At 72.8% G+C, this 26,330-nt stretch carries 21 protein-coding genes and 1 pseudogene; 8 read left to right on the top strand and 14 right to left on the bottom strand.

Translation table 11 applies throughout. From position 1 onward, the window contains the following. Positions 1–42: 42 nt before the first annotated feature. A complete protein-coding gene (locus ACIQV3_RS24095) occupies positions 43–1,032 on the bottom strand; it encodes a helix-turn-helix domain-containing protein (protein WP_403714933.1) in 990 nt (329 codons plus the stop codon). Between the two features lie 224 nt (positions 1,033–1,256). Here ACIQV3_RS24095 and ACIQV3_RS24090 point away from each other — a divergent pair, with 224 nt between their 5' ends. The 3 genes from ACIQV3_RS24090 (at position 1,257) to ACIQV3_RS24080 (ending at position 3,725) form a co-directional block, all read left to right on the top strand. Next, the gene (locus ACIQV3_RS24090) at positions 1,257–1,925 is read left to right on the top strand and encodes a helix-turn-helix domain-containing protein (RefSeq protein ID WP_403714931.1); all 669 of its coding nucleotides are present in this window, start codon (positions 1,257–1,259) and stop codon (positions 1,923–1,925) included. Positions 1,926–1,989: 64 nt separating this feature from the next. Next, a complete protein-coding gene (locus ACIQV3_RS24085) occupies positions 1,990–2,547 on the top strand; it encodes a toxin-antitoxin system, toxin component (RefSeq protein ID WP_403714929.1) in 558 nt (185 codons plus the stop codon). Then, positions 2,544–3,725 carry an MAB_1171c family putative transporter gene (locus tag ACIQV3_RS24080; RefSeq protein ID WP_403714927.1) on the top strand — a complete coding sequence of 394 codons (1,182 nt, stop codon included), beginning with the start codon at positions 2,544–2,546 and terminating at the stop codon, positions 3,723–3,725. Before ACIQV3_RS24085 ends, ACIQV3_RS24080 begins: the two co-directional genes overlap by 4 nt. A 97-nt stretch (positions 3,726–3,822) precedes the next feature. Here ACIQV3_RS24080 and ACIQV3_RS24075 read toward each other — a convergent pair whose 3' ends face one another. Then, positions 3,823–4,599, bottom strand: coding sequence for a hypothetical protein (locus tag ACIQV3_RS24075; RefSeq protein WP_403714926.1), 777 nt, complete (start codon positions 4,597–4,599; stop codon positions 3,823–3,825). A gap of 85 nt (positions 4,600–4,684) precedes the next feature. After that, on the bottom strand, positions 4,685–5,269 hold the full coding sequence (locus tag ACIQV3_RS24070; RefSeq protein WP_403714924.1) for a hypothetical protein: 585 nt from the start codon (positions 5,267–5,269) through the stop codon (positions 4,685–4,687). Positions 5,270–5,584: 315 nt separating this feature from the next. On the opposite strand from ACIQV3_RS24070, the gene ACIQV3_RS24065 reads away from it, so the two are divergent. Together ACIQV3_RS24065 and ACIQV3_RS24060 are read left to right on the top strand one after the other, a co-directional pair. Beyond that, complete coding sequence (locus ACIQV3_RS24065) at positions 5,585–6,949, top strand: M20/M25/M40 family metallo-hydrolase (protein ID WP_403714985.1); 1,365 nt, start codon at positions 5,585–5,587, stop codon at positions 6,947–6,949. Next, positions 6,946–8,496, top strand: a complete 1,551-nt coding sequence (locus ACIQV3_RS24060; protein ID WP_403714922.1) for a YfcC family protein — start codon at positions 6,946–6,948, stop codon at positions 8,494–8,496. Before ACIQV3_RS24065 ends, ACIQV3_RS24060 begins: the two co-directional genes overlap by 4 nt. 5 nt (positions 8,497–8,501) lie before the next feature. Here the strand turns inward: ACIQV3_RS24060 and ACIQV3_RS24055 are convergent, their stop codons facing one another. From ACIQV3_RS24055 to ACIQV3_RS24015, 9 genes are all read right to left on the bottom strand, one after another. Beyond that, positions 8,502–9,572 (bottom strand): polyprenyl synthetase family protein, encoded by a 1,071-nt coding sequence (locus ACIQV3_RS24055; RefSeq protein ID WP_403714919.1) that lies wholly within the window; start codon positions 9,570–9,572, stop codon positions 8,502–8,504. Then, a complete protein-coding gene (locus tag ACIQV3_RS24050) occupies positions 9,569–10,777 on the bottom strand; it encodes a 3-hydroxybenzoate 6-monooxygenase (protein ID WP_403714917.1) in 1,209 nt (402 codons plus the stop codon). The genes ACIQV3_RS24055 and ACIQV3_RS24050 overlap by 4 nt, the downstream gene beginning before the upstream one ends. Further along, positions 10,774–12,657, bottom strand: a complete 1,884-nt coding sequence (locus ACIQV3_RS24045) for an anthranilate synthase family protein (RefSeq protein ID WP_403714983.1) — start codon at positions 12,655–12,657, stop codon at positions 10,774–10,776. Before ACIQV3_RS24045 ends, ACIQV3_RS24050 begins: the two co-directional genes overlap by 4 nt. An 83-nt stretch (positions 12,658–12,740) precedes the next feature. Continuing rightward, positions 12,741–13,403, bottom strand: coding sequence for an isochorismatase family protein (locus ACIQV3_RS24040; RefSeq protein WP_403714916.1), 663 nt, complete (start codon positions 13,401–13,403; stop codon positions 12,741–12,743). A gap of 139 nt (positions 13,404–13,542) precedes the next feature. Next, positions 13,543–14,313: a 2,3-dihydro-2,3-dihydroxybenzoate dehydrogenase gene (locus ACIQV3_RS24035; RefSeq protein WP_403714914.1), complete on the bottom strand. Its 771-nt coding sequence runs from the start codon at positions 14,311–14,313 to the stop codon at positions 13,543–13,545. An 8-nt stretch (positions 14,314–14,321) separates the two neighbouring features. Next, on the bottom strand, positions 14,322–14,792 hold the full coding sequence (locus ACIQV3_RS24030) for a DUF2834 domain-containing protein (RefSeq protein WP_403714913.1): 471 nt from the start codon (positions 14,790–14,792) through the stop codon (positions 14,322–14,324). 51 nt (positions 14,793–14,843) lie between these two features. Continuing rightward, positions 14,844–16,349, bottom strand: coding sequence for a flavin-containing monooxygenase (locus ACIQV3_RS24025; protein ID WP_403714911.1), 1,506 nt, complete (start codon positions 16,347–16,349; stop codon positions 14,844–14,846). Continuing rightward, positions 16,346–17,275, bottom strand: a complete 930-nt coding sequence (locus ACIQV3_RS24020; protein WP_403714910.1) for a 1,4-dihydroxy-2-naphthoate polyprenyltransferase — start codon at positions 17,273–17,275, stop codon at positions 16,346–16,348. The genes ACIQV3_RS24025 and ACIQV3_RS24020 overlap by 4 nt, the downstream gene beginning before the upstream one ends. Continuing rightward, positions 17,272–18,009, bottom strand: coding sequence for a methyltransferase domain-containing protein (locus ACIQV3_RS24015; protein ID WP_403714908.1), 738 nt, complete (start codon positions 18,007–18,009; stop codon positions 17,272–17,274). Before ACIQV3_RS24015 ends, ACIQV3_RS24020 begins: the two co-directional genes overlap by 4 nt. Before the next feature lie 246 nt (positions 18,010–18,255). On the opposite strand from ACIQV3_RS24015, the gene ACIQV3_RS24010 reads away from it, so the two are divergent. Continuing rightward, positions 18,256–19,521: an FAD-binding protein gene (locus ACIQV3_RS24010; protein ID WP_403714906.1), complete on the top strand. Its 1,266-nt coding sequence runs from the start codon at positions 18,256–18,258 to the stop codon at positions 19,519–19,521. Between the two features lie 106 nt (positions 19,522–19,627). Here the strand turns inward: ACIQV3_RS24010 and metG are convergent, their stop codons facing one another. Together metG and ACIQV3_RS24000 are read right to left on the bottom strand one after the other, a co-directional pair. Continuing rightward, positions 19,628–21,343 (bottom strand): methionine--tRNA ligase, encoded by a 1,716-nt coding sequence (gene metG / locus ACIQV3_RS24005; RefSeq protein ID WP_403714904.1) that lies wholly within the window; start codon positions 21,341–21,343, stop codon positions 19,628–19,630. Between the two features lie 285 nt (positions 21,344–21,628). Continuing rightward, on the bottom strand, positions 21,629–23,818 hold the full coding sequence (locus ACIQV3_RS24000; RefSeq protein WP_403714902.1) for a hypothetical protein: 2,190 nt from the start codon (positions 23,816–23,818) through the stop codon (positions 21,629–21,631). Between the two features lie 313 nt (positions 23,819–24,131). On the opposite strand from ACIQV3_RS24000, the gene ACIQV3_RS23995 reads away from it, so the two are divergent. After that, complete coding sequence (locus ACIQV3_RS23995; protein WP_403714901.1) at positions 24,132–24,659, top strand: RNA polymerase sigma factor; 528 nt, start codon at positions 24,132–24,134, stop codon at positions 24,657–24,659. Between the two features lie 902 nt (positions 24,660–25,561). Then, a pseudogene (locus tag ACIQV3_RS23990) lies at positions 25,562–26,281 on the top strand (IclR family transcriptional regulator C-terminal domain-containing protein); the annotation flags it as partial. Between the last annotated feature and the right edge of the window lie 49 nt (positions 26,282–26,330).

Below are 26,330 nucleotides of genomic sequence, written 5' to 3'. Positions count from 1 at the left end.
CTCCCGTGCCAGGGTGCCGTGACACCAGTCTCCCCCGCCGGATCACTCCACCGGCGACGGCACGGCCCTCAGCCGCGGCGGCTGGTGCTGCTGCGCGCCCGGACCGCCCGGCAGCGGGCCGGTCGGCAGCCCCTGCGGCGAGGAGAGGACCAGGGTCATCCGGGTCAGCCCCATGCCGTCGAGCATCGGGCCGGATTCAGCCACCATCCGGCAGCGCACCAGGCCCCAGCCAGGGTCCGGGTGCCGCACGGTGCGCACGGCGCCGTCCTGTTCGGCGGCCTCGGCCCCGTGGGTCGTCAGCCAGTGCGGCACTCCGTACCGGTAGGCGGCCTCCATGAACGGGTCACGGGCCACCTCCTGACGGATGCTGCGCAGCCCCTCGTCGTCGGGGGCGGCGGCCAGGGCCGTCGCGAACCGGGCCAGCAGCGGTACGCACCAGGCCGGTTCGTGGTCCTCCAGCACGGCCGCGGCGTCCGGGTGGAACAGTACGAAGCGCAGGAAGTTGTCGTCCGGCAGGGCGGTCGGATGCGGGCGCACCGACTGGAAGAGCCGGTCGAAGGCCGAGTTGGTCAGGGCCACGTCCCAGCGGTGGTCCACGAGGAAACTCGGGTACGGCACGGCCTCCATGAGGGCCGCATAGTCACACAGGTAGTCGCGCTGCGCCGGATCGTCGGGCAGCCGGTTGTCCTCGGCCGCGCGCCAGGTGGGCGGCGGGTCGCGGTCGACCATGATCCGGAAGAGCCAGAAGCACTGCCGCTCGCTCATTTCCAGGGCCTCGGCCAGGGCGAGCAGCTTGCGGTCCGTCCACTCCTTGACCAGGCCGCGTTCCCAGTTCCCGTACGCGCGCACGCTGATGCGAAGCCGCGCCGCCAGGTCTTCCTGACTCAGCCCCAGTTCCTCCCGGCGCTGGCGCAAAATCTCCTTGCGTCGCTCCGACCGCACGGCGCCGCGTGCGGACTCCTCGCCCGCGAGGCGCTCCCCACCGATGTGGGCGAGGCCATCGGACGGGCCCACCGCTGCGAGATGTGCCACCGAGAGCTCCCCCCTCTTCCTTACGGTCTGGATCTTCATTTCCGTGTGGCGATCCTGCTACCGACTTCATTCGAGTGTCAACTATTGTGGCAATTCCAGCCTCAGGGCAGCTCGTTCCCGCCACAGATGTGGCACGTTCTAGCCGTACGGACCGAGACCGGATAGATTCCAGAGGCCGACCACGTGCCCGTACCCCGACCTCGCGCGATCTAGGAGAACCACTGGTGACAGACGGCTTCCCGGCTCCCGTCGCGGTGGCCAACACGCTCCTGGCGGCCACCGTCGCGCGAGTCGCAGAACTCGCGGGCAAGCTGGGCCGCGACCTGAACCAGGTCTTCGACCTGCGCCGCCTCTCCGAGGCTTCGGGCGTCCCGGCCGACGTGGTGCGGAGCCTGCTGGACGGCCGGCCCGCCGGCGAGCCCGATCTCCAGACCCGGTTCCTCCAGCGCCTCGACCTGCTGCGGCGCACCCGCGTGAAGTCCAACGGCCGCCGGTACACGCAGCAGGAGATCGCCGACGGCGCCGCCATGTCGCGCCAGCAGGCCGGGGCCCTGATCAACGGCGACCGGCGTCCGACCATGGAACACTGTGACGCGATCCAGCGCTTCTTCGGAGTGCACGCCGGATTCCTCACCGCCCATGACGCGGACGCGCTCACCGACGCCCTCCAGCGCACCGAGCAACAGCTGCTCCAGGACTTCGCGGGGCGCGCCCGGGAAACCGCATCCGCTCCGGCCGCTTCGACGGGCGATCCGCTGGCAAGACTTCTCCAGAACCACGGCGTACGGGGCATCGCCTGGAGAGCCGCCCAACTGCCCAGCGACAAGCACCGGGACAAGGTGACCGAATGGCTGGACATGCTCCTCGAAAGCGTCAAACCGAACGAATCCTGACCCAGTCGAAAGTCTGGGTCTGATCCTTGAGTCCTGATCCGGATCCGCGCCGACGGGGAGAACGGTGAGCATAGGCAGAGAGCAGCGGCGGTTGTGCGGGGAGCTGGTGGCAGGCATCAACCTGACCGCGCCCGTGGAGCCCGTGGACCTCTACGCCGCCCTCTGCGAGGGCATGAGCAAGCACCGCGGCCGCCGGGTGGATTTCCGGATGGCCTCGTTCCCGCCGGGAACGGCCAGCGGTCTGTGGCTCGACATGGCGGACCGCGACCTGGTGGTCATCGAGGAACGCACCGCGCCCGACCACCAACTGGTGATCCTCGGGCACGAACTGTGGCACATGAAGGCCGGCCACTGCAGCCACCACGTCGACGGCGCCGCCGTCGCCGCCCGGCTGCTGTCGGACGAGGCCGACATCGGCGAGACCGTGCGCCGCGTCGCGGCGCGCACCCGCGCCGACGTCCGGGAGGAGACCGAAGCGGAAACCTTCGGTTTACTGCTGGGCAGCCGGTGCAGGACCTGGCTCGCCGGATCGGCGAGCCACCGCGCACCGGCGCAACGAGATCAACTGGCGGGCCGCATCGAGGCATCGCTCGGATACCGGGGGCACAGGAACGACCGTTGAACGGCAAGGACTACTACATACCGGCCGCGGCCCTGGCGATCGCACTCGCCTTCAAGCTGCCGGCGCTACGGCACAACTGGCGTGAACCGCTGCTGCGATCGGTGTGCGCCCTGCTCACGCTGGCCGGTGCGGTCTTCACCTTCGCCGCCCCGCCCACCATCGAGGCGGTCAACCGCTGGACCGGGATCACCAACTTCTCGGCCCCGCTCGTCTACTGCCTGATCAGCGCCTTCAGCGCGTCGTGCCTGGTCCTCATCGTCAACTGGCGCGGCGGCCCTCCCGAGCAGACCCGGCGCATCTCCCGCCGGTGGATCCTGGGCTACGCCACGGTGATCGCGGTGCTGATGACGCTCTTCCTCCTCGGCGACGCACCGGTCGAGCGGCTGCGCGACTTCGACACCTACTACGCCAACACCCCGTACATGGGGCAGATGATCGGCCTCTACCTGCTCGCGCACAACGTGGCCGCCTTCGTCATGGTCGCGATGTGCTGGCGCTGGTCCCTCCAGGTGCGCGGCTGGCTCCGCACCGGCCTGGTGATCATCGTCGTCGGCTACGTCCTGAACCTCAGCTACGACGCCGCCAAGATGAGCGCCGTCATCGGGCGCTGGGCCGGCCTCGGCCCCCGGCTGGACGACCTGAGCACCTTCGTCGCCCCGCCTCTCGCCGCCGCGGGCGCCCTCATCAGTGCGATCGGGTTCGTGCTGCCGCTGCTCTGCCAGCGCCTCTCGGACAGCTGGGAGCACTGGTCCACGTACCGCCGGCTCGGCCCGCTGTGGCACGAGGTCCGGATCGCCGCGCCCGAGGCCCCGGCCGGGGTCCAGATGTCCTGGTGGTCCGCCGCCGACATCCGCGTCATCCAGCGCGAGTCGGACATCCACGACGGCTTCCTGCACCTCGGACCGTACTTCGACCAGGACCACCGGGACACGGCCCTGGCCCGGGCCGTCGCGGCGGGCGCCGACGAGGAGACCGCCCGGGCCGTCGCCGACGCCGCCATGGTCGCGGCCGCCGTGCGCGCCCGGGCCGCCGACCCCGAGGGCCGGGTCATCGGGGCCAGCGACGAGGGGGCGCCGCCCGCCGACGGTCCCCGTGACCTCGTGCGGATCTCGCACGCGCTGCGCAACTCCCGGGTGGTGGCCGAGTGCCGGCGCCAGGCGTCCCTATCGGGGGGCTGAGCCGCGGCCCGGCCGCCCGGCCGGTGATCGGCGCCCCGTGATCAACGCTCCGTGATCGGCACCCCGTGATCGGCACCCCGTGATCACCGCCCCGTGATCACCGCCCGACGGCCAGGGGCAGCGACGGGAACAGGTCCTGGAACGGCGCCGCCGAGTCGATGCCGTCCCGGCCGAAGGGCGCGTCGAAGCTCCACACCATGAACAGCAGGAACACGATCAGCGCGCTGAAGAGCCCCGCGAGGAGCAGTTCCCGGCCCGAACGCCGGATCTGCAGGGTGAAGATCAGCCCGACGGTGACCAGCCCGCCCGCGACCAGTCCCAGCCAGACCACGCCCGGCAGCGTGGACTCGTCGGTCTGCGTCCGCTCGTGGCGGGCGTCGTCGGCGGCCGCGATGTGGTCCAGCAGCGGCTGGTAGGCCTGCGCCTGGAGCTCGTTGCCCGGGCTCTGGTGGGTGACGCCGCTGCGCAGCTTGCCGAGCAGTTCGCCGCCTTCCGCGGACACCGGCGCCCCCGAGGTCAGCCGCGGCCAGTCCACGCTGACGGTGTGGGACACGTACGCGTTGACCTCGCCGCGGATCCGGTCGCGCACGGCGGCCGGGTAGACGTCGGCCCGCTGGGTGACCTCGTACAGGGACTGGGCCTCGCGGCGCACGCTGTCCTCGGCGGCGCCGCGCGCCTCCCAGACGCCCGCGATGGCCAGGCCGAGGACGATCGCGTAGACCACGCCGACCATCATCACCATGTATTCGAGGACGTCGGGGGTTTCGCTGGTGTCCTCGTCGTCGGCGACCCGGCGGTGCCGGATCGCGGTGAAGGCGAGGACGAGGGCGCAGACGAGCGCCATGGCGATGGCCAGGACCAGCCATTCGGACACGAGGGTTCTCCGTAGGTCGAATCGAGCGGACTGAACGTGGGGGGGGCGGGTCTGGCCGCGGCCCCGGGAACGGGGCCCGCGGGTCTTAGCCGCGGCTCCGGGAACGGGGCCGCAGCGCGACGGCCGCGAGCACCGCCGGGGTGGTGACGACGACCATGAGCATCAGGGTGGACATGCCGTCCGGGCCGCGTCGCGCCAGCGCCGCCGAGTGGTACGGGCGCACGTGGAAGCGCCCCGACGCCACCGCCACCGCTGCGCCCGGCCGCGGAGCCACCGCTGCGCCCGGAGCCTCCCGCGCCACCCCGGGGACCTCCGCCGCGGCCGCCCGCGGCTGCGGCGCCGGAGGCCTTGCCTTCGCCGTCGGCCCCGGGGCGGGCTCCGCCGCCGCGCCGGGCCGCGCGGGGGCGAGCGGCCCCTGCCCCGGGTGGCGCACCGTCGGCCCGGCCGGGCCGGGCAACGGCACCCGGGGGGTCGGCCGGGCGGCCGGACCCGGACCCGGAGCCGACACCGAGGGCGGCGCCGCGGGCGGCCGCGGCTTCGACCCGGCCGGAACGCACAGGTCGACGCGGGCGCCGCGGCCGTGGCCGTCCCCGGCCACCGCCACGTGACCGTGCAGCGGGCAGAGCGCAGCGACCAGGCCGGCCCCGGCGAAGTACTGCCAAGCGGTCACCGCGGGTTCTCCCGATTCAGCGGCAGGGATGAGGACTACGCCTGAAGAAACGATCACGGCGGTGCTTCGACACGCGGCAGACAGGTCAAGATCGGCCCTCCGGAGCCCACTTCGCGCCACACCGGGTCCGGCCGGGTCCCGGCGCCGCCGGCCGGCGTTCACCCGCCCGGCCCACTCCATCGCGGCGCGGCCCGCTCCCCCCGCCGATGATGAACCCGATCCCGCAGCTCAGCGGGGTCGCCCCGGGCAGCACAGGGACGGTGGCAGGTGGACGCGGACGGCTCGCAGACCCTCGAAGCACAGGTCGACGCCCTGATGGACGGGCTGAAGGCCGACCTGGAACGGCTCGCGTCGATCCCCTCGGTCGCCTTCCCCGGATACCCGCCGGAGCCCGTCGAGGAGGCGCACGACCTGCTCGTCTCCCTGCTGCGCGAGGCGGGCGTCCCCACCATCGAGCGGATCGACCTCCCCGACACCGCCCCGGTCATCTACGGCGAGATCCCGCCCCCGCACCCGGACGCCCCGACCGTCCTGCTCTACGGGCACTACGACGTCCAGCCCGCCGGCAACCCGACCCTGTGGCTCTCCCCGCCCTTCGAACCGACTCCCGTGGCCGGGGTCCCCGGCGCCCTGCGGGCGCGCGGGATCGCCGACGACAAGTCGAACGTGATCGCGCACCTGGGCATGCTCCGGGTCTACGGCGGCCGTCCACCCGTCGGGATCAAGCTGGTGATCGAAGGGCAGGAGGAGTACGGCAGCCCCTTCGACGACTACCCGCCCACCGATCCGGACCGGTTCGCCTGCGACGCGATGGTCATCGCCGACCTCGGCAACCTGCGGCCCGGCACCCCGACCCTGACCACCGGTCTGCGCGGGGCCTGCGAGGTCGTGGTGGAGGTGCGCACCCTCGCGGAGGCGCGGCACAGCGGGGAGTTCGGCGGTGCCGCCCCCGACGCCCTGCTGGTCCTGCTCCGGGCGCTGGCCACCCTGCACGACGAGCACGGGGACGTGGCGGTGCCCGGGCTGCGCCGCGAACCCTGGGAGGGAACGACCTACACCGAGGAGGAGTTCCGCGAGCTGGCCTCCGTACGGGACGGGCTGCCGCTGATCGGCACCGGCTCGCTCGGCGAGCGGCTGTGGAGCGGGCCCGCCGTCACCGTCATCGGGCTGGACGCCCCGGACGTGGCGGGCGCCGCCTCCGCCGTGGTCCCGTACGCGCGGGCCAAGCTGAACCTGCGCTTCCACCCGCTCCAGGACGCGCAGGAGGCCCGCGCCGCGCTCGTGAAGCACCTGCGCGCGCAGCGCCCCTTCGGGATCCCGCTCACCGTCACGCCGGGCGACACGGGCCCCGGCTTCGAGGCGCGGACGGGCGGGCCGGCCTACCGGGCGGCCCTGACCGCGCTGAAGGAGGCCTGGGGCACGCAGGCCTCGTACGTGGCCACCGGCGGCTCGATCCCGCTGGTGAACGGCCTCGCGAGGGCCGCTCCGGACGCGGAGGTGCTGCTGTTCGGCGCGCAGGACAGCATGTGCAACCTGCACGCGCCGAACGAGCGGGTGCTGCTGTCGGAGGTGCGCAACACGGTGGTGGCGATGGCCGCCTTCGTCCGGGAGTACGCGGCGGACTTCGGCGCGGCCCGCACCGACGGCTCCGCCCAGGCCTCGTCCGGAGGCCCCCGGTGACCACCGCGACCCCGCCGCCGGCCGCTCCTCCCGCAGCACCCGTTCCGCCCGAAGGGCCCCCGCCGGCAAGGAGGTTCTCCTTCCCCAGCGCGCTGACCATCCTGGCCGTCGTCACCGTCGCGATCTGGCTGCTGGCCTTCCTCGTCCCGGCCGGCGAGTACGACCGCAGCGACAGCGGCTCGCCCGTGGCCGGCACCTACCACCGGGTCGAGGGCACCCAGAGCTTCACCGACCGCCTGAACGACCTGTTCCTCTCCCCCGTCAACGGGCTCTACGGACTCCAGGACCCCAAGACCGGCCAGGTCGGGCCCACCTTCAGCGGTGATCTGTACGGCAGCGCGGGCGTGTTCCTCTTCGTGCTCGCCATCGGCGCCTTCATCACCGTCGTGTTCGCCACCGGGGCCCTCGACCGCGGCATCGCCCGCCTCGCCCACCGGCTGCGCGACCGCGGCGCACTGCTGATCGCCGCCGTGATGGTGGTCTTCTCGATCCTGGGCACCGTGGAGGGCTTCGCCGAGGAGACCCTCGGGTTCTACGGACTGCTCGTACCGATGATGCTGGCCCTCGGCTACGACCGGCTCGTCGCCGTCGGCGCCGTCATCCTCGGCGCGGGCATCGGCGTGCTCTGCTCCACGGTGAACCCGTTCGCGACCGGTGTGGCCTCCTCGGCGGCGGGCATCTCGCTCGGCGACGGCATCGGGCTGCGCTTCCTCATGTGGATCGTGCTCACCACCGTGACCGTCCTCTACGTGATCCGGTACGCGCGACGGGTCCAGAAGGACCCCTCCAAGTCGATCTGCGGGTTCCTGCCCGGGGACCGGGAGCAGAAGGCCACCGGCGAGGAGGAGGCGGAACCGGAGCTGACCCGGCTGCACAAGACCGTGCTGGTCCTCCTGGTCCTCGTCTTCGCCTTCATGATCTTCTCTGTGGTGCCCTGGTCGAGCGCGCTCACCGGCGACGCGGACGCCACCCCGTACGCCTGGGAACTGGACTGGTCCTTCGCCCAGTTGGCGGCGCTCTTCATCTGCGCGGCCGTACTGATCGGCCTGGTCGCCCGGATGGGCGAGGCCAAGCTCAGCTCCACGCTCATCCAGGGCGCCGCCGACTTCATCTCGCCCGCCCTGGTCATCATGCTGGCGCGCGGCGTCACGGTCATCATGAACAACTCGAAGATCACCGACACGGTGCTGCACTCCATCGAAGGCGTGGTGAAGGGGACTTCGTCGGGGATCTTCGCGATCATCGTCTTCCTCGTGAACCTCCCGCTCGCCTTCCTGATCCCCTCCACCTCCGGGCACGCCACGCTCACCATGCCCATCCTGGCCCCGCTCGCCGACTTCGCGGGCGTCTCCCGCGCACTGATGGTGACGGCCTGGCAGTCGGCGAGCGGCTGGATGAACCTCTGGGTGCCCACCACCGCCGTCACCATCGGCGGCGTCGCGCTGGCCAAGGTCGGCTACGACAAGTACCTGCGCTTCGTCTGGCCGTTGCTCGGCATCCTCTTCGTGATGATCTGCGGGTTCCTGGCCCTGGGCGCCGCGATGTGAGGCCGTCAGCGCCGCCGGACGACGACGAAGTCGGCGAGGGCGGCGAGCTGGTCACGGACCTCTTCCGGCAGGTGGACCACGTCGAGGGCTTCGAGGGCGGCGTCGTACTGCCGTCTCGCCTCGGCGGCGGTCCACGCGCGGCCCCCGGCCTCCTCGATCAGGGCGGCCCGGAACGCGAACTCCGCTTCGTCGAACACCTCGTCCGGCGCGACTCCGTCGGCCGCGAGCACCGCGGCGAGCTGTTCCGCGGCCGGACCGCCGGCCTCCAGCGCCGCGCACACCGGCAGCGACTTCTTGCGCTGCTTGAGGTCGCTCCACGCCTGCTTGCCGGTCCGCTCCGGCGTGCCCCAGATGCCGAGCAGGTCGTCCACGGCCTGGAAGGCGAGGCCGAGGTGGTACCCGTAGCGCCCCAGGGCGTCGGCGGTCGCGTCGTCGGCTCCGCCCAGGACAGCGCCTATGGAGGCGGCGCAGGCGAGCAGCGCGCCGGTCTTGTTGCCCTCCATCTCCAGGCATTCGGCGACCGTAGCCCGGTCGCGCTGCTCGAAGGACATGTCCTGGGCCTGGCCGTCGATCAGCTTGCGGGTCGCACTGTTCAGCAGGCGGGCGGCGCGGTTCGCCTCTACGGTGCCCAGCTCCAGCAGCACCTCTCCGGCGAGCGCGAGCAGCGCGTCCCCGACCAGGATCGCCTGGGCCGGGCCGTGCACCTTCCAGACCGTGTCGCGGTGGCGGCGCTGTTCGTCACCGTCCATGAAATCGTCGTGCAGGAGGGAGAAGTTGTGCACGAGCTCGACCGCGACCGCCCCCGTCGTTCCCGCCGCGGGTGGGGCGCCGGCCGCTTCGGCGGAGATCAGGGCGAGCGCGGACCGCAGGGCCTTGCCGCCGTCGCCGTCGGACGGATTGCCCGCGGCGTCGATCCAGCCGAAGTGGTAGGCGGCGATGGTGTCCATGGGCGCCGCCAGCCGGTCGACGGCCCGGCGCAGCGCGGGCGTGGACAGGGTGCGCCCCCGCTCCAGCAGGCCGGGCACGTCAACGGCGCCGGCGCCGCGGGGCCTCGGCTTCACATCCAGACGGTTCATGCTGTCTCCTCCCAGAGGGGCCGGGCACCGTGCAGCCAGGCCATGTGCTGGTACAGGTCGTCCTCGCCCATGGACCGCAGCATCGCGTTGCGCACGCGGGCCGCCTCCCCGGCGGGGTGGTAGAGCTGTTCCCCCATCTCCCTGGCCAGGAGCTGGATGCGTGCGGTGCGCCGACGCCGTTCGGCGTTGTACTTCTCCAGGCGCTCGGGTACGTCACCGAAGGCCGCCCCGCCGAGGACTTCGCCGAGCACCACGGCGTCCTCCAAGCTCTGGCACGCGCCTTGGGCGGCGTACTGGAGCATCGGATGGGCCGCGTCGCCCAGCAGGGTCACCCGCCCGTCGGTCCACACGTCCACGGGATCGCGGTCGCACAGCACCCACTCGCGCCACTCCTCGCCCAGCTCGAGGAGCCTGCGGGCCGGCCCGCGCACTTCCCGGAAACGGTCCCGTACGTGGTCCCGGGGCGCGGGCCGGCCCGACACGGCCGTGCCGGCGCCGTCGTCGATGGTCGCGGCGAGGTTCAGGTACTTGCCGCCCCCGATGACGTAGTGGACGAAGTGCCACCCGGGCGCCGCCCACAGCGTCACCGCGTTCCACCGCAGGTCCTCGGGGACCTTCCGCAGCGGTATCACCGAGCGGTAGATGGTGTGCCCGCAGATCCGGGGGTCGCCGTCGCCGACGAGCTGGTCGCGGATCGCCGACCGGATGCCGTCGGCCCCGACGAGCAGGTCTCCCGAGAAGGTCCGGCCTTCCGCGGTGGACACGGTGACTCCCGAGGGGTCCTGCGCGTACGAGCGCACGGTGGCGCCGGACACCAGCTCGATGCCGTCCGCCGCATCACAGGCTGCGAGCAGCGGCTGGTAGAGGTCGACGCGGTGCACCACCGCGTACGGGTTCGCGAACCGGTGGCGGTAGCGCTCGGTGACGGGAACGGTGGCGACGGTCTCGCCGGTGACCCCGTCCATGAAACGGAGTTCGGCGATGTACACCGCCCGCTCGCGCACGCTTCGGCCCACGCCCAGCCGGTCCAGGGCGTCGAAGGCGTTCGGGGCGAGCTGGATGCCCGCGCCGAGCTCGGTGAAGGCGCCGGCGCGCTCCAGGACCGTGACCCGGTACCCCTGCCGTGCGAGGGACAGGGCCGCGGCGAGACCGCCTATGCCCCCGCCGGCGACCAGTGCGTGCATCGTGGACTCCTGGGCGTTCATGGCCGCAGCACCCCGCTGAGCAGCGAGCCGAGGATCCGCCGGCCCTCCTGGGTCAGGACGGACTCCGCGTGGAACTGGACGGAGGCGAAGCGGCGGCCCTCCAGGGCGTGCACCTCTCCGGTGTCCCGGTCCCGGCTCACCGCCACCCGGCCGTGGTCGGGATGGTCGAGGACGTCGGCCCCCGCGCGGGCGGCGAACGTGTTGTAGAAGCCCACCCGTTCGCGCCCTCCCAGCAGCTCGATCTCGCGCTGCACGCCCTGGTTCGGCGTCTCGCGGCGGACCAGGCCGAAACCGAGCACCCCGCTCAGCACCTGGTGGCTCAGGCACACGCCCAGGAAGGGCCGCTCCCCCGCGAGCAGCCGGGTCACCTCGGCCCGCAGGTGCGCGATCTTCGGATGCGCGAGGTCTCCGGGGTCGCCCGGCCCGGGGCCCAGGACCACCACGTCGTGCGCCGCGGTGTCGTAGGTCTCGTCGAACCGCCGTACGGTGACCTCCGCGCCCAGGGAACGGATCAGCTGGGCGAGCATCGCCGTGAAGGTGTCCTCGGCGTCCACGACGAGGACCCGCCGTCCCGCCAGTTCGGGGGCGGGCCCGTCCCTGTCGCCCCTGTCGCCCGGTTCGTCCAGCCAGAACCCGGCGACGGTCTCGTTGCGCAGGGCGAGCGCGGCACGGACCTCGGGACGGTCGGCGAAGCGGCTGGGTGCGGGGCCGGCCAGGGCCGCGAGCAGCCCGGCCGCCTTGGCCCGGGTCTCGCGCGCCTCGGCTTCGGGATCGGAGTGGCGCACCAGCGTGGCACCGACGCCGATGCGCAGCCGGCCGTCCACGGCGATGTCGGCCGTCCGGATCAGGATGGCGGAGTCGAGGCTCCGGGCGCCCGAGGAGTCCCGGCCGATCAGCGCGGCGACGCCGCTGTAGTAGCCGCGTCCGGTGGTCTCGTGGCGGCTGATCACCCGGGCGGCGTTCTCCAGCGGCGCGCCGGTCACCGTGGGGGCGAAGAGGGTCTCCCGGAGGATGTCGCGGACGTCGAGGCCGGTGCTGCCCTCGATGAGGTACTCGGTGTGCGCGAGCCGGGTCATCTCCTTGAGGTAGGGGCCGATGAGCCGCGCGCCGGACGGGCAGAGGCGGGACATCATCTTCAGTTCCTCGTCGACGACCATGTACAGCTCGTCGGCTTCCTTCCGGTCCGTCAGGAAGGACAGGACGCCGTCGAGCGTGGGGCCGCCCGGGGGGTAGCAGTAGGTGCCGCTGATGGGGTTCATCACCGCGGTGCCGCCCCGGACGCTGATGTGGCGCTCGGGGGTGGCGCCGATGAGCATCCGGTCGCCGGTGTGCACGAGGAAGGTCCAGTAGGCCCCCGCCTCGCGTTCGAGGAGGCGGCGGAAGAAGGACAGGGCGCCGACCACCGAGCAGTCGGGCAGCCGGGCCGTGAACGTCCGCTTGATCACGAAGTTCGCGCCTTCGCCGGTGCCGATCTCTTCGGCGACCACCCGGCGCACGAGGTCCGCGTACGCCTCGTCCGAGAGGTCGAACTCCTCGGATTCGACCTTGACGGGGTCGTCGGGCAGCCGGCGCAGGGCCGCGGCGAGCGGGAGGTCCTGCCGGTCGGTGACGGTCAGCGCGATCAGCGGCTCGCCGTCGTCGAGGGCGGCGAAGCCGCGCTCGGTGATCTGCCGGTAGGGCACCAGGGCGAGCACCTCGCCCCCGGTGGCGGGGGTCGCGGGGGGCGCCGGCGGGAGGTCGGCCGGGGGAAGGTCGGCCAGCGGGAGGTCGGCCAGCGTGGCGCAGGCGGCCGCATCGCCCAGCAGCACTTCCAGGGTGCCCGGGGCCGTGGATTCCGGGCGGTACAGCAGCGCGAACGCTCCCGCGGAGCCGTCCAGCACCCTGGCGAGGAGGTCCGGGACCCCGGTGGCGCCCGGACCGTCCGCGGGCCCGCCCGGACCGTCCGCGGGGCGGCCCGTCCCGGTCACCGCGGTCCCCCAGCCGGTACGGCGGCCAGGGCCTCGCACACGGCGGCCGTGGTGACCACGGCGGCGCACCGCTCGGCCGCGTACTCCAGGGCGAGCTGGTGGTAGGAGGCGGAGAAGTCGGCCACGGCGTCGCCCACCAGGAACGGCTGGATGTCGCGGGTGAACGCGTCCACCGCCGTCATCAGGACCCCCACGTGCGCGTAGACCCCGCAGATGACGAGCTGATCGCGGCCTTCGGACCGCATCCGTTCCAGCAGGTCCGAGTTGAAGAAGGCGCTGTAGCGCCATTTGGTGAGCACCCAGTCGTCCGGTGCCGGTTCGAGTCCCGCGACGACCTGACGGTGTTCGGGCGACGAGCGCATCCCGGGGCCCCAGAAGTCCGCGAGCAGGCCCCGCTCCACGAGGTTCATCCCGCCGGGCTGGGCCGTGTAGGCAACGGGGATGCCGAGTTCGGCGCAGCGCCCGCGCAGCAGGATCGCGTTGCTCACGAGGGGGTCCCGGGGGGAGGTTCCCCGCTCGAACGGCCGGAGGAAGTACTCCTGCATGTCGTGGACGAGCAGTACGGCGCGCCGCGGGTCCACCCGCCAGCCGACCGCCGCGGGAGGGAACTCGCCGGGCAGGGGCATCGGGTAGGGATCGATGGAAGGGAGGCCTGCCATGCGGTGATCGGTCCTTTCGGGATGCGGTCGGTGGACGGAGCGGGCCCGGGCGTGGGGGTGGGGGTGGGCCGAGCCGGTGGCGGAGGAGCGGACGTACGGCGGGGCGGCGGGGCGGCGGCGGGCGGCGGGGGCGGCGGGGCTACACCCCGAGGGTGGCCCCGCCGTCGACGGTCAGGCCCTGCAGCGTGATGTGCCCGGCCTCGTCCGACAGCAGGAAGCGGATGGCGTGGGCGACGTCCTCCGGGCTCGCCACCTTTCCCAGGGGTATGCCGGTCCGGTAGGCGTCCGGGTTCCCCTGCACCGAGGCGGCGACCGCGCTCCCGTCGGCGTGCATGCCGTGCAGCATGTGGGTGTCCGTCGAACCGGGGGCGACCACGTTGCAGCGGACGCCGTACCGGGCGACCTCCAGGCCCATGCACTTGGTGAAGGCGATCGCCGCCGCCTTGGACGCGGCGTAGGCCGCCATGTGCGAGCGGGCGGTGCCGGCGGCGTTCGACGCGACGGTGACGATCGAACCCCTGCGGCGCGCCACCATGCGGCTGACCACGGCGCGGGACGTGAAGAACACCCCGTTCGCGTTGACCCCGAAGGTGAGGTACCACTCCTGGTCGCTCAGGTCCGTCACTTCGCCGAGCCGGAGCACGCCGGCGGCGTTCACCAGGTAGTCGATGGGGCCCAGTTGCTCCTCCACCGCCTCCACCACGGCCTCGACTTCGGCGCTCGACGTCACGTCCGCCGGATGGCCCCGGACGGGCAGGCCGTCGGCGGCGAGCTTCCCGACCGTCTCCCACAGCTGCCCGTTGTCCAGGTCCACGGCGGCCACCACGGTGCCCTGCTCGGCGAGCAGCCGGACCACGGCCGAACCGATGCCGCCGGCCGCGCCGGTCACCAGGGCCACTTTGCCGGCCATGCCGTCACTCATTGCGAGGCCATCGTCGGTACGGGCCGCGGTGCGGTCCGGTCGGTGAACTCCTCGGCGGCGAATGCCCGTTCACCCAGCGCGATCCGCCCATCGGCATCGCGCAGGGCCGCGATCTTCAGCTGGCGGACGAGCATGAAGAGGCCGTAGGTCACGATCAGGGCGATCGCCGGGGCCCCGACGATGTACGCCCACACGTGCCGGATGCCGAACCGCCGGCTCTCCACGATCATGTACGCACCGACGGCCGCCCAGGTCAGCACCAGGTCCATGTACACGAACTGGGTCGCCAGATTGGTCGTCGAGTCGCGGAGGAAGTTCTCGACGACCCCCAGCGCGCCGGCGTCGGCGTTCTGCACGACGAACGCGACGGCCATCCACCCCATGACGATCAGACCGATCAGGGCGCACGCCCCGTACAGGAAGCACAGCGCGCGGTCCTTCCCGCGCACCTCGCTCAAACGCGTCACAACTGCCTCCCAGGCATTGGTTTTCACCCCTGCGGCCGACCGGCCGCGGGATCACCGTTCGTAGCTGTAGTCGTCCAGGTCGAAGTGCCGGGCCCGCCAGGCCGCTTCGTAGGTGGAGGCGGGGCGGACCGCCGGCGCGTCTCCGTGCTCGTCCAGGTAGTAGCTATTCGTGCCCCGGCAACTCGGGTCCAGGAAGACGGTGTTGCGCATGCGGCGCAGGTTCCGGCGGAAGGAGCGGTCGTGCTTCTCCGGGCGGATGGCCGCCTCGGTGGCACGGCGCCGCCGGGCCTCGCCGATCACCCTCAGGGCGTGGGTCACCTGGTAGTCGATCATTCCGAACCAGGACCCGCCGGTGAAGGAATAGGGGCCCACGATGAACCACAGGTTCGGGTACCCCTTGATCGACGTGCCCTCGTAGGTCTGGAACCGCTCCGTCTTCCAGAACTCCTTGAGGTCCCGGCCCCCTTGGCCGCGCATCGGGAACGGGGGCAGGTTGTCGAGCACGTGGAATCCGGTGGCCAGGATCAGCACGTCGAGGTCCTGCTCCCCGCCGTCCGTGGTACGGATGCCGGACGGGGTGATCTCCTCGATGGGCTCGGTGACCAGCTCGACGTCGTCGCGGGTGAAGGCCCGCCAGTAGCCCTTGCTCAGCGACGGCCGCTTGCAGCCCACCCGGTAGGAGGGGGTCAGCTTGCGCATCAGCGTGCGGTCGCCCTTGACCTGGCGCCGCAGGTAGAGCTTGGACGCCGCTTCCCCGGCCTTCGCGAGGAAGGGGAAGCGCCGGTAGTGGACCATGGCGATCACGAAGCTGAGCTCGGTGACGACGTCCGTGAGCAGCCGGATCGTCCGCTGCGCCGCGGGAACCCTGCGGAAGAGCCGCCGGACCGGCTCCGGCACCGCGAAGTCCGGCTTCGGGAGCAGCCAGATGGGGGTCCGCTGGTAGACGTGCAGTCGCTCCGTCCGCTCGGCGATCTCCGGGACGATCTGGACCGCCGAGGCACCGGTGCCGACGACTCCCACGCGCTTGCCGTCCAGGTCCAGGGACTGGTCCCACTGCGCCGTGTGCACGAGGTCGCCCTTGAAAGTGTCGAGGCCGGCGATGGCGGGCGTCTTGGGCTTGGTGAGCCATCCGGTGGCGCAGATGACGAAGCGTGCGGTCAGCGTGGTGCCGTCGCCGAGGACCACTGTCCACAGGTGCGCCGATTCGCTGTAGGCGGCGCGTTTGACACGGGAGTTGAAGCGCAGGTGGGGCCGCAGGGCGTACGCGTCGACGCAGTGGTCGGCGTACGCCTTCAGCTCCGCTCCCGGAGGGAAGACCCGGGACCAGGACGCGAAGGGTTCGGCCGCGAAGGAGTAGGAGAAGGCGGAGATGTCCACGGCGACACCGGGGTACTTGTTGGCGTACCAGCTGCCGCCCACGTCGTCCCTCTCCTCCAGGATGACGAAGTCGTCGATGCCCGCCCGGCGCAGGCCGAGCGCGGCTCCGATGCCCGAGAACCCCGCGCCGATGACGAGGACCTCGTGGTCGGGGTCCGTCGCTTTCCTCGTGGAGGTCACAGGGCCAGGCCGATCGCCAGCAGGGACCCGAACGCGAGCAGCAGCAGGCAGGTGTGCTCCAGCGCCGGGATCAGGTCGCGGCCGGCCGCTCCGCCCAGCACCCGGCGCACCGGGAGGACGGCGACCGGGGCCGCGCCGAGGACGAGGAAGGCCCCGGGCCGGGCGGAGGCGAGGAGCAGTGCGGACACGAAGGCCGCGGCGACGCACAGGACGTAGAACTGCCGGGTCGGGCCGGCGCCCATCCGCACCGCGAGGGTGATCTTCCCCGCGGCCGCGTCGGTCGGGATGTCGCGGAGGTTGTTCGTGGTCAGCAGCGCGACCGCGAGGAAGCCGAGGGGCACGGACGCGCCGAGGGCGGCCGGGGGCAGGTGCCCGAGCTGGATGGCGACCGGGGCGCACACGAAGACGACCCCGTGGTAGATGAAGATGCTGACCTCGCCGAACCCGCGGTAGCCGTAGGGCCGCGGGCCGCCGGTGTAGAACCAGCCGCCGAGGGCGAGGGACACGGTCAGTGGCAGCACCCACCACGAGACCAGTACGGCCAGGACCAGCCCGGCGAGTGCCCCGACGGCGAACAGCGCCAGTCCGTGCCGGAAGACCTGGGCGGGCGTGGCCTGTCCCGAGCCCACCAGCCGGGCCGGGCCCGCCCGGTGGTCGTCGACGCCGCGGATGCCGTCGCTGTAGTCGTTGAAGAAGTTGGTCCCGAGGACGAAGCCCAGGACGAGCACGGCCGTCAGGACGGCGTGCCACCGGTCGACGGTCCCGGCCTCGGCGGCGATGGCCAGACCCACCGCGAGCGGGGCGAGGGTGACGGGCAGGGTCTTGAGCCGCGCCCCGGCCACCCAGCTCCGCAACGAGCCGGGCGGCACCGGCTGTCGCTGTGGCTGCTGCGGCTGCGGCTGCGGCTGCGGCTGTTGAAGGGTCACTTCTTCGACCCCACGCCCAGGTAGAGGACGGACGTGGACTTGGTGCGCACCATCGTCACCTCGTCGATCCGGCCGACCGCGAAGCGGGCCATCTCGCGCATCCTCGGTCGCAGGCCGAGCAGTTCGAGTTCGACGCCGTTCTCGCGCGCGGCCCGGGTCAGCCGCTCCCGGTTGACGAAGAGCCGGTGGTCGTGGGTGCCGCGGGGTGGCCGGCCGGGGAGGGGGAGGTTCTCGGCGAGGGTGATGGAGACCAGCCGGGCCACCCGCGTATCGGCGATGGTGTCGACGATCAGCGTGCCTCCGGGACGCAGGACCCGGCACGCCTCCGCCACCACGGCGTAGGGGTCCGGTACGTGCTCCAGGCACTGCCCGGCGGTGACCACGTCGAACGATTCGTCCTCGAAGGGAAGCTTGGACACGTCGGCCCGGACGACCTCGTCGAACCCGTGCCGCAGCGCCTCGCGGAGCGACATCTCCGACAGGTCGACGCCGACCACGTGATACCCCTTGTCCGCCGCGTGCGGGCCGAACAGGCCCCCGCCGCAGGCGATGTCGAGCAGGGCGGCCCGCTCGTTCCGGGCGAAGGGAACGAATTCCGCGCGAGCCCGTGCGATCCAGCCCAGTGGCGCGAGCGCCCCCCTGGGATCCCACCACTCATCGACGAGTCCGTCGTAATCCGAGATGAAGTCCTGCCGGATTTCCGACCTGCCCTTTTCTCCACTGCGTGTAAGCAAAGCAGTTTACCTCCGCCCATCAGTCGCACTGCGGCCAACCTTTCCCAGGAGCCTGACAGGGGTGGATAGAGCCAGCATGGAGCATCCCTATAGCCGACGGCCCGCGAGCGGCCCGCGACCTTCCCGAGCCGGGCCGCATCCGGTTACTCTCACCTGGCTTCTCCAACTCCAGCGACCTGCCGCCCCATGGGCAGGAACGCCCATGCGGCGAGACCCCGGAGGGAAATCCGGGAAAGGTGGCACACGATGAATTCATTCACCAGTGATTTCGGGCGATCCCTCTCCATCACCCCCGAAAAGGTGGTCCGGGAAGGAACGGACGGAGAGATCGGCGACCTCATGGCCGGGGCGGCCGCGTCCGGCAGGGACACGGCCGTGCGGGGCGCCGGCCGCTCGTGCAATACGCAGACGCTCGCGTCCGGGACCGTGCTGGACAATTTCCGTGAGGACGCGGAGCCGCGCTTCACGGGCACGGAACACCTCGTGGAAGTCCCGAGCGGAATCACCTGGCTGGCACTGGAGAAATGGTTGAACGGGCACGGACGCGCCAACCCCGTCCTGCCCAGTTTTCTGAATCTCACGGTGGGCGGAACACTGTCGATCGGAGGTTTCGGACACGGTTCCCTGCGATCGGGACTTCAGATCGACCACGTGGAAGAGATCGAACTCGTCGACGGAACGGGGCGCTCCCGCACCTGCTCACGCCGGGAGAATTCCGAGTTGTTCCGATTCGCCCTGGGCGGCCTGGGACAGGTCGGTTTCATCAGGACCGCGGTGCTCCGTACCGTGCCGTACCGGGCGGTCACCCCCGTCTCCAGGATTCCGCACGCGGGAATGTCCGAGCTCGCGGATTTCATGAGGAACGTCGCCGATGATCCCGCGGTTTCCGGCTATTTCGGCATGTACGACCGGACCTCGTGGTATTCGCAGATCGCTTTCGCCGCCGAGGCCGCGGAAGCCGTGGAGGCCGGCGAACCGGGCACCGTGCTGCCCGCCCCCGACTACTCCTTGCTGCTGCACCAGGAGGTCGACCAGCACCTCCTGCCGGTCCTCCAGGACGAGTCCCGCGTGAACCTCTGGGCCGACTACGTCTTCGACGCGGAGGGCTTCGAGGGGATCTCGAAGACCTTGGAGGAACTGACCCGCGAGTCCCCGTTCGCGGACAACCTGATCAGCCTGTACTTCCTGGTCATCGAGCGTCCCGAGGCGGCGACGCCGTTCGTCTTCGCGCCGTCGCTCGACACCCCGGTCCAGTACGGGATCGGCGTGTTCACCACCATCGAGAAGTCCGACTCCCACGCGGTGGCCGAGACCCGCAGGGTGCTGCGCGAGCTGCTGGGGGCCTGCGCGCGGGCCGGGGGCCGCCCGTACCTGTACGGCTCCCACGAGCTGGACGCGGAGCTGCTCGAGGGTTTCTACGGTGTGGACGCGCTGCGGCGACTGGAGTCCCTGCGCGAGGAGCACGCGCTGACCCGCTTCAACCCGCGCGCCTTCGGCGGCGTACGGCCGTGAGCGACGCGCACGGGGGTGCGCGCTGGAACGCGCTGGAACGCGCGCAGGGGCGCGACCCCAATGGGTCGCGCCCCTGCGTGAGTTGCTGTCCGGAAAGCCGGTAGGGCTAGGCCTCCGGATTGCCGCCGAAGCGCTCGCGGTAGGACTCCAGGTCCTCTTCGGTGATCCTCGGGAAGAGCACCGGCGGGACCGTGAACGGCGTGCCCGCCGGCACCGCGTCGAGGGACGCGGCCTGCTCCGGGGTGACCCAGGTGGCCGTGTCGTCGGCGAGGTCGAACGAGGAGCGCATGGCGTGCGCCGAGGCCGGGATGAACGGCTCGGAGACCACCGAGTAGAGGTGGATGAGGTTCATCGCCGTGCGCAGGGTGAGGGCCGCGCCGTCCAGGTCGGTCTTCACCTCCGTCCAGGGCGCCTTCTCGTCCAGGTACGCGTTTCCGGCGGACCACAGGGCGCGCAGCGCGGCCGCGGCCTTGCGGTACTGGAGCGCGTCCATGTGGACTTCGTACTCGGCCAGCAGTTCGGCGATCTGCGCGCCCAGCCTGGCCTCCGCCTCGCCGGCGGGGGTGCCGGCGGGGACCTCGTCGCCGAACTTCTTGCGGGAGAAGGTCAGTACGCGGTTGACGAAGTTGCCCAGCGTGCCGCCGAGGTCCTTGTTCACCGTGGCGGCGAAGTGCTCCCACGTGAAGGAGGAGTCGTCGGACTCGGGCGCGTTGGCGATGAGGAAATAGCGCCAGAAGTCGGCCGGCAGGATTTCCAGCGCCTGGTCGGTGAAGACGCCGCGCTTCTGCGAGGTGGAGAACTTGCCGCCGTAGTACGTCAGCCAGTTGAAGGCCTTGACGTAGTCGACCATCTTCCACGGCTCGCGGACGCCGAGCTCGGTGGCGGGGAACATCACCGTGTGGAACGGGACGTTGTCCTTGGCCATGAACTGGGTGTAGCGGACGTCCTCGGCCTCGTACCACCAGGACTTGTAGTCGCGGTTCGCCGGATCGGCGTCCGCCCATTCCTTGGTGGAGGCGATGTACTCGATCGGCGCGTCGAACCAGACGTAGAACACCTTGCCGTCCGCGGCCAGTTCGGGCCACGTGTCGGCCGGGACCGGGACGCCCCAGTCGAGGTCGCGCGTGATGGCGCGGTCGTGCAGGCCCTCGGTCAGCCACTTGCGGGCGATGGAGGACGCCAGCTGGGGCCACTCCTCCTCGTGCTCCGCGACCCAGGCCTCGACCTCGACCTGCAGCTTGGACTGGAGGAGGAAGAGGTGCTTGGTCTCGCGGACCTCCAGCTCGGTGGAGCCGGAGATGGCCGAGCGGGGCTCGATCAGGTCCGTGGGGTCCAGGACGCGGGTGCAGTTCTCGCACTGGTCGCCGCGGGCCTTGTCGTAGCCGCAGTGCGGGCAGGTGCCCTCGACGTAGCGGTCCGGCAGGAAGCGGTCGTCGACCGGCGAGAAGACCTGCCGGATCGCGCGCTCCTCGATGAAGCCGTTCGCCTGGAGCCGGCGCGCGAAGTGCTGGGTGATCTCGCGGTTCTGCTCCGAGGAGCTGCGGCCGAAGTAGTCGAAGGACAGCTCGAAGCCGTCGTAGACCGCCTTCTGGGCGTCGTGGGCCTGCGCGCAGAACTCGGCGACCGAGAGACCGGCCGCCTTCGCGGCGAGCTCGGCGGGGGTGCCGTGCTCGTCAGTGGCGCAGATGTAGAGGACGTCGTGGCCGCGCTGGCGGAGGTACCGGGAGTACACATCCGCCGGAAGCATCGACCCGACCATGTTGCCCAGGTGCTTGATCCCGTTGATATAGGGAAGCGCGCTGGTGATCAGGTGTCGAGCCATCCTCGGATGCTCCATTTCGTATATGCCGGTACGACGTGACGTGCGGTTCATCGTATCGAACCGCCGAAACGCCACGCGCCGCATTTCTTCGGGGTGGACTGGGGGTACAGCGCGGAACTGAGGGGTGCAAAGCAAAAGCGAGGACTGTGACCCCTCCGTCACGGCCCTCGCGCTGCGGCCATGGTACAGCGGGCCGGGCAGCCCCCGGACCGCCGTCCACGCCGGTGGGGCACCGTCCGCGGCGGACCCCGGACGGTGTCGCGCAGGCCGCTCCGGCGGCGGGGGTCAGTCGCGGCCGCCCCGGGCGCCGTCGATCGCGGTGATCCGGACGCCGCTCGCGAGCCTGGCCGTCAGGGTGGCCGCGGGGCCCTGCGGACCGGCGACGGGGACGGCCAGGTTCCGGCCGGCCGCCTCCGCGCGCACGGCGCCGGCCGCCGTGATGCCCGCGACCTCGCGGCTGCCGGCCGCCAGCAGGTACCAGCGGCCGGCCGGCGACCTCCACCGGGTGCCCGCGAGCAGGTGCTGCCCGAACCGCCCGCACGCGGCGGTCCCGCGGGACCGTGCCACGTCCTGCGGGACGCCGGCCGGCAGGCGCAGCTGCACCAGGACGTCACCCGGACCGGCCCAGCCGGAGGCGCGGGTGCACGTCCAGACGGCCCGGCCCGCGCCGTCGGGGAGTTCGGAGCCGGCGAAGTCCCAGATGTTGACGGCCCGTACCCCGCCGGCGCGGTACTCCCGCAGCCGGCAGGCGACCGGCGCCCACGCCGCCCGGGCGGCCGGGCCGGTGGCCTCGCGCGGCTGCCGCGCCGCCACGGCCGCCGGGCCGTCGGGCAGCGGCGTGTAGGTCAGGTGTACGGGGGTCAGCGCGCCCAGGTCGGCGAGGACGAAGGCGTGCTTCTCCACGATGCGGGCGGAGGAGGTCAGCTCCAGTACGGGCCACGCAGCGCAGGCTCCGCCGTCACCGCCGGGGCCGTAGCCGCCGCCGTCCGTACGCGGGACCGCGGTCTCCTCGGTGACCCCGTCGGCGGAGACGGCCAGCGGCTTGGTCCCCTCCCCCGTCCGGAGCAGGTCGCGGGTGCCGGCCCGGGCGATCCACGGCGCGAGCAGGTACCTGGCCCGGCCCCCTTCCGTGCGCCCGTTCCCCGGGGAGCGGCTCAGGGCCAGTGCGGCGGCCGTGGTCACGTTCGCCTCGTCGGTACGGGCGAAGGCGAGCTCCCGATCGCGCGGCCCCGCTGGGCCCTCGGCGGCTTCGCCGTACCGCACCACCCGGTCCCCGTCGAGCATCAGCACGACGGCCCGCCCGGCGAGGTCCCCCGCGTACAGGAGCTGTGGCGCGCGCGGCGGTGCGTCGGTGGCCGTCCCCGGCGCGGCCGTCACCGCCACCTCCCGGGGCCGGGTGGCCCAGGCCGCCAGGGCGCGGGCGAGCAGGCCGCGGTCGGCGGTGCGGGCGCCGCGCGCGGGCCAGGCGGTGAAATCGACGCGGGCGGTGTCCGCCCAGGCCTCGGCGGGCGCGCGGACCAGCCGGGCGGGGTCCAGCGCCCCGGCGACGGCCGGTCCGGCGAGCGGCGAGGCCTCGGGGCGGGGCGGCGAACCGTCGGCGGCGAGCATCCCGGCGGCCAGGGCCAGGGCCAGGCCGACCGCCGCGGTCCAGCCGGCCCGGGTACGCCGCCGCCGGCGCAGCAGGTCGGTGGGGCGGGCACTGACGACGGCGGCGTCGAACTCGGCGCCGCCCGGGCCCCGCAGGAGCGTTTCCCCGGCGGTGTCGCCCCCTGCTTCCCCACCGGCGCTCCCGACAGCACGGCGGAAGCCGGCCTCGTGGAATCCGGCCTCGCGGACTCCGGCACCGCCCACCGCGCCCGTCGCGGGCCGCGCCGCCCGCGCCCACGGCCCGGCGCCCGGGCCGGGGCCCGCCTCCGAGCGCCCGGGGGCGCCGCCCTCCCACTCCCGCCAGGCGGCCAGCGCCTCCCGTACGGCGTCCGCCGGGTCGGCCACCCCGGCCGCGCCGAGCAGCCGGGCCACCGCCTCCTCGGGCAGGCCGTCCATGCCGTGCAGGACGAACGCGGCCCGGACCGGGCCGGGCGCCGCGCCCAGCAGCCGGGCGGGCTCGTCGATCCCGCCCGCGGGGGGCCACAGCCGCAGCCCCCAGACGAAGGGCGGCACCGGCGGCCACCCGAGCCCGGCCGCGGCGAGGCGGGCCCGGCCGGACGGAGCGAGGCTCGCGCGCAGGACCCGTACGCGGACCTCGGTCAGGGGGCCGCCCGGCCCGTCGGGCCCGGCCGGAGCCTGGGTACTGCCGCGCCCGCCGCGCGGGAGTGCCCGCTGGACGGCCTTGTGCGCGAGGAGTACCCGGGTATGGCGGCCCAGGGTGACCGGGAGCGTCACGTAGGCGAGCCGCACCAGTTGGGGGTAGTGCTCGACGAGGACGGCCTCGGCCTGCTCCACGGCGGTGGAGCCGAATCGCTGTGTTGTACCCACACTCCGACAAACGAGTGAATCTTGGGATGGTCACACGCCGTGCTTTCCGACCGGGGACGAAACGGACGCACAGGAGAACGGCATATGCGTTTGCGCTGGTTGAGCGGGCGTGTGATCGACATCGATCAACACGTGATCATCACCGAACGTAATTCCTCCAGCTTTCGTCTCTGCGCCCTCCGAGTGCGCCCGCGCTGATTTCCTTGCCCCGCACACGGGATGGGGTGGAGCGGTGAGCGATGGCAGCGGTCTTCCGGAGGAGTCCGGCGGCGGGTCCGTGGGTCTGCCGAGCCGGCGGCGGCGGCCGGCGCCCATGAGCCAGTGGAATTCGACGGCGCGCCTGTCGTACTGGGCCTTCCACGCCGACCGGCGCCCGGCCTACATGCGGTTCGCGTACCTGCAACTGGGCTCGGACGCGGCGGCCGAGGAGGCGGTCGACGCCGCCTTCGACTCGATCATGTGCGAATGGCTGCGGATGCTGCACATGGACCGGCTCGACGCCTACGCGTGGACCGTCCTCAAACAGCGGCTGATCGACCGCCAGTTCCGCCGCAGCCCCTGGCCGGAGCCGATGGACACCAGTGCCTTCGAAGCGGCGCTCAAGGAGGCCCACGCGGAAGCCGACCAGTACGAGGTGCTCACCGACACGATCCGCTTCTACTCCGCCGTCTCCCGGCTCGCCGAACGGCAGCGCGACGCCGTCCTGTTGCGGTACGGGCTCCAGTGCACCCCCGGCGAAGCCGCCGCGATCATGGGGGTGGACGAGGCCACGGTCCGCTCGCAACTGGGCCAGGCCCAGCGGCGGCTCGCCCGGCTGCTCGACACCGCGGCCGAGTCATGAACCGCAACACGAGCCGCGGAACCCGCCGCGAGGACGGCGGACTCCCGCGCTCCCTGGAGCAGTTCCTGGCCACGGCCGGCGTGCGCGACCGCTATCCCCACTACGACCTGAGCTCGGCGGAGGCCCGGCTGCTGCGGGGCGCGGACGCCACCGCCTCGGCGTCCCGGCCGCTCCCCGCCCCGGCTCCCCGGCGCGGCGGCACCCACGCCCGGCGCCGCACGCTGGGCTGGAGCGACCCGCTGCGCGATCTGCCGCTGGACTCCGAGCGGGCCGGACGCGACCTCAAGGCGGCCTGTCTGGCCTCCGTGTGCGCCACGGGGGCCCGGGAGCGGCTCGACGCCTTCGAGAGCGGCGGCCACGCCGACCTGCCCGGAGCCGTGGTCTTCGGCTGTCTGCTGCACCTGGCCGGTCTGCGCGAAGGGGCCCGGTTCTGGTGGCAGTTCGCCGCCGGCTCCGGGCGCAGCCGGACCACGCACGCCGCGTACTGCCTCTTCCTCGACCACTCGCGGCGCGGCGAGCACCACGACGCCCGGGTCTGGGCCCGGGAGCTGGGCCGGCGCCGCTTCCGGCCGGGCGGGCGGCGGGAGCTCCGCGAGGTACGGCTGTGCGCGCAGGCGTCCGTCCTGCGCTATGTCGACCAGCTCGACGACCCCGACCTGGGCCCGGTGCCGCTGCCCAGGCCCGGGGTGTCCCGGGCCTTGGACGCCTTCCGGCCGCCGCCGGCCGCCACCCCGCGGCCGCCCCGGCCGGGGGCGGGCCGACCGGGGTCGGGATCGGTGGGGCCGGGACCGGTGGGGCCGGGATCCGTGGGGCCGGGCCTGCTGGGCTCGGGCCCGCTGCGCCACCCCGCGCTCACGGCGGCGGCCCGCGGGACCGTCGTCCAGCCCGGCGGGAGCGAGGCCCTGGCGGCCGCGCGGCGCGCCCTGGCCGTCGTACGGGTCCTGCGGCGGCGGCCGCTCGGCGTACGGGCCGGGCGGCTCGCACGGGAGGCCGGCTTGGCCGAGGCGGAGCTCGGGCCGCTGCTGTCGATGCTCTGCGAGGAGGAGTACGCGTACCGCCCCGGCGTCGGGGTCTACGCCCCCGGGCCGGCCCTCGACCGGCTCGCCGCCCCGGGCGGCCGGGGCCTGGCGGGCCAGTTGCAGCGCACGCTGGCCCTGGCGCGGGACAGCGCGGGCGCGGCCGTGTACCTGAGCCGGTACGCGGAGGGAGAGGTCCGGATCACCCAGATGGCGGACGGGCCCGGCGCCCCGCCGGTACGGGAGTGGGTGGACTTCCGGGACGCCGCGCACGCGAGCGCGGTGGGCAAGTGCCTGCTGAGCCAGCTCGACCACGACGGCCGCGCCGACCACGTGGCCCGGCACCGCCCCGCCCGGCTCACCGAGCGGACCATCACCGACAGCCGGGCCCTGTTCAGCGCGCTCGACGCGGTGGCCCCCGGGGCGCCCGTCTTCGACCTGCGCGAATACGCCCCCGGCGTGGTGTGCGCGGCGGTGCCCCTCGCGCTCGGCGACGCGGCGGGCAGCCTCGCCCTGTCACTGCCCGGCGGGCACGCGCACCGGCTGGGGCGGGCCACCGAGGCGCTCCGGCTCAAGGCGGTTCCCGTGCTCCTGGCGCTGCTGCTGGCGGGGGCGATCCCGCCGGACGGCGCGGACTCCCCGGAGGAGGCCGCGG

The organism is Streptomyces sp. NPDC099050 (genome assembly GCF_044759865.1).
Classification (GTDB): Bacteria; Actinomycetota; Actinomycetes; order Streptomycetales; family Streptomycetaceae; genus Streptomyces.
Note: the sequence above shows the minus strand (reverse complement) of the source record. Positions and strands in the feature narration are given on the sequence as shown.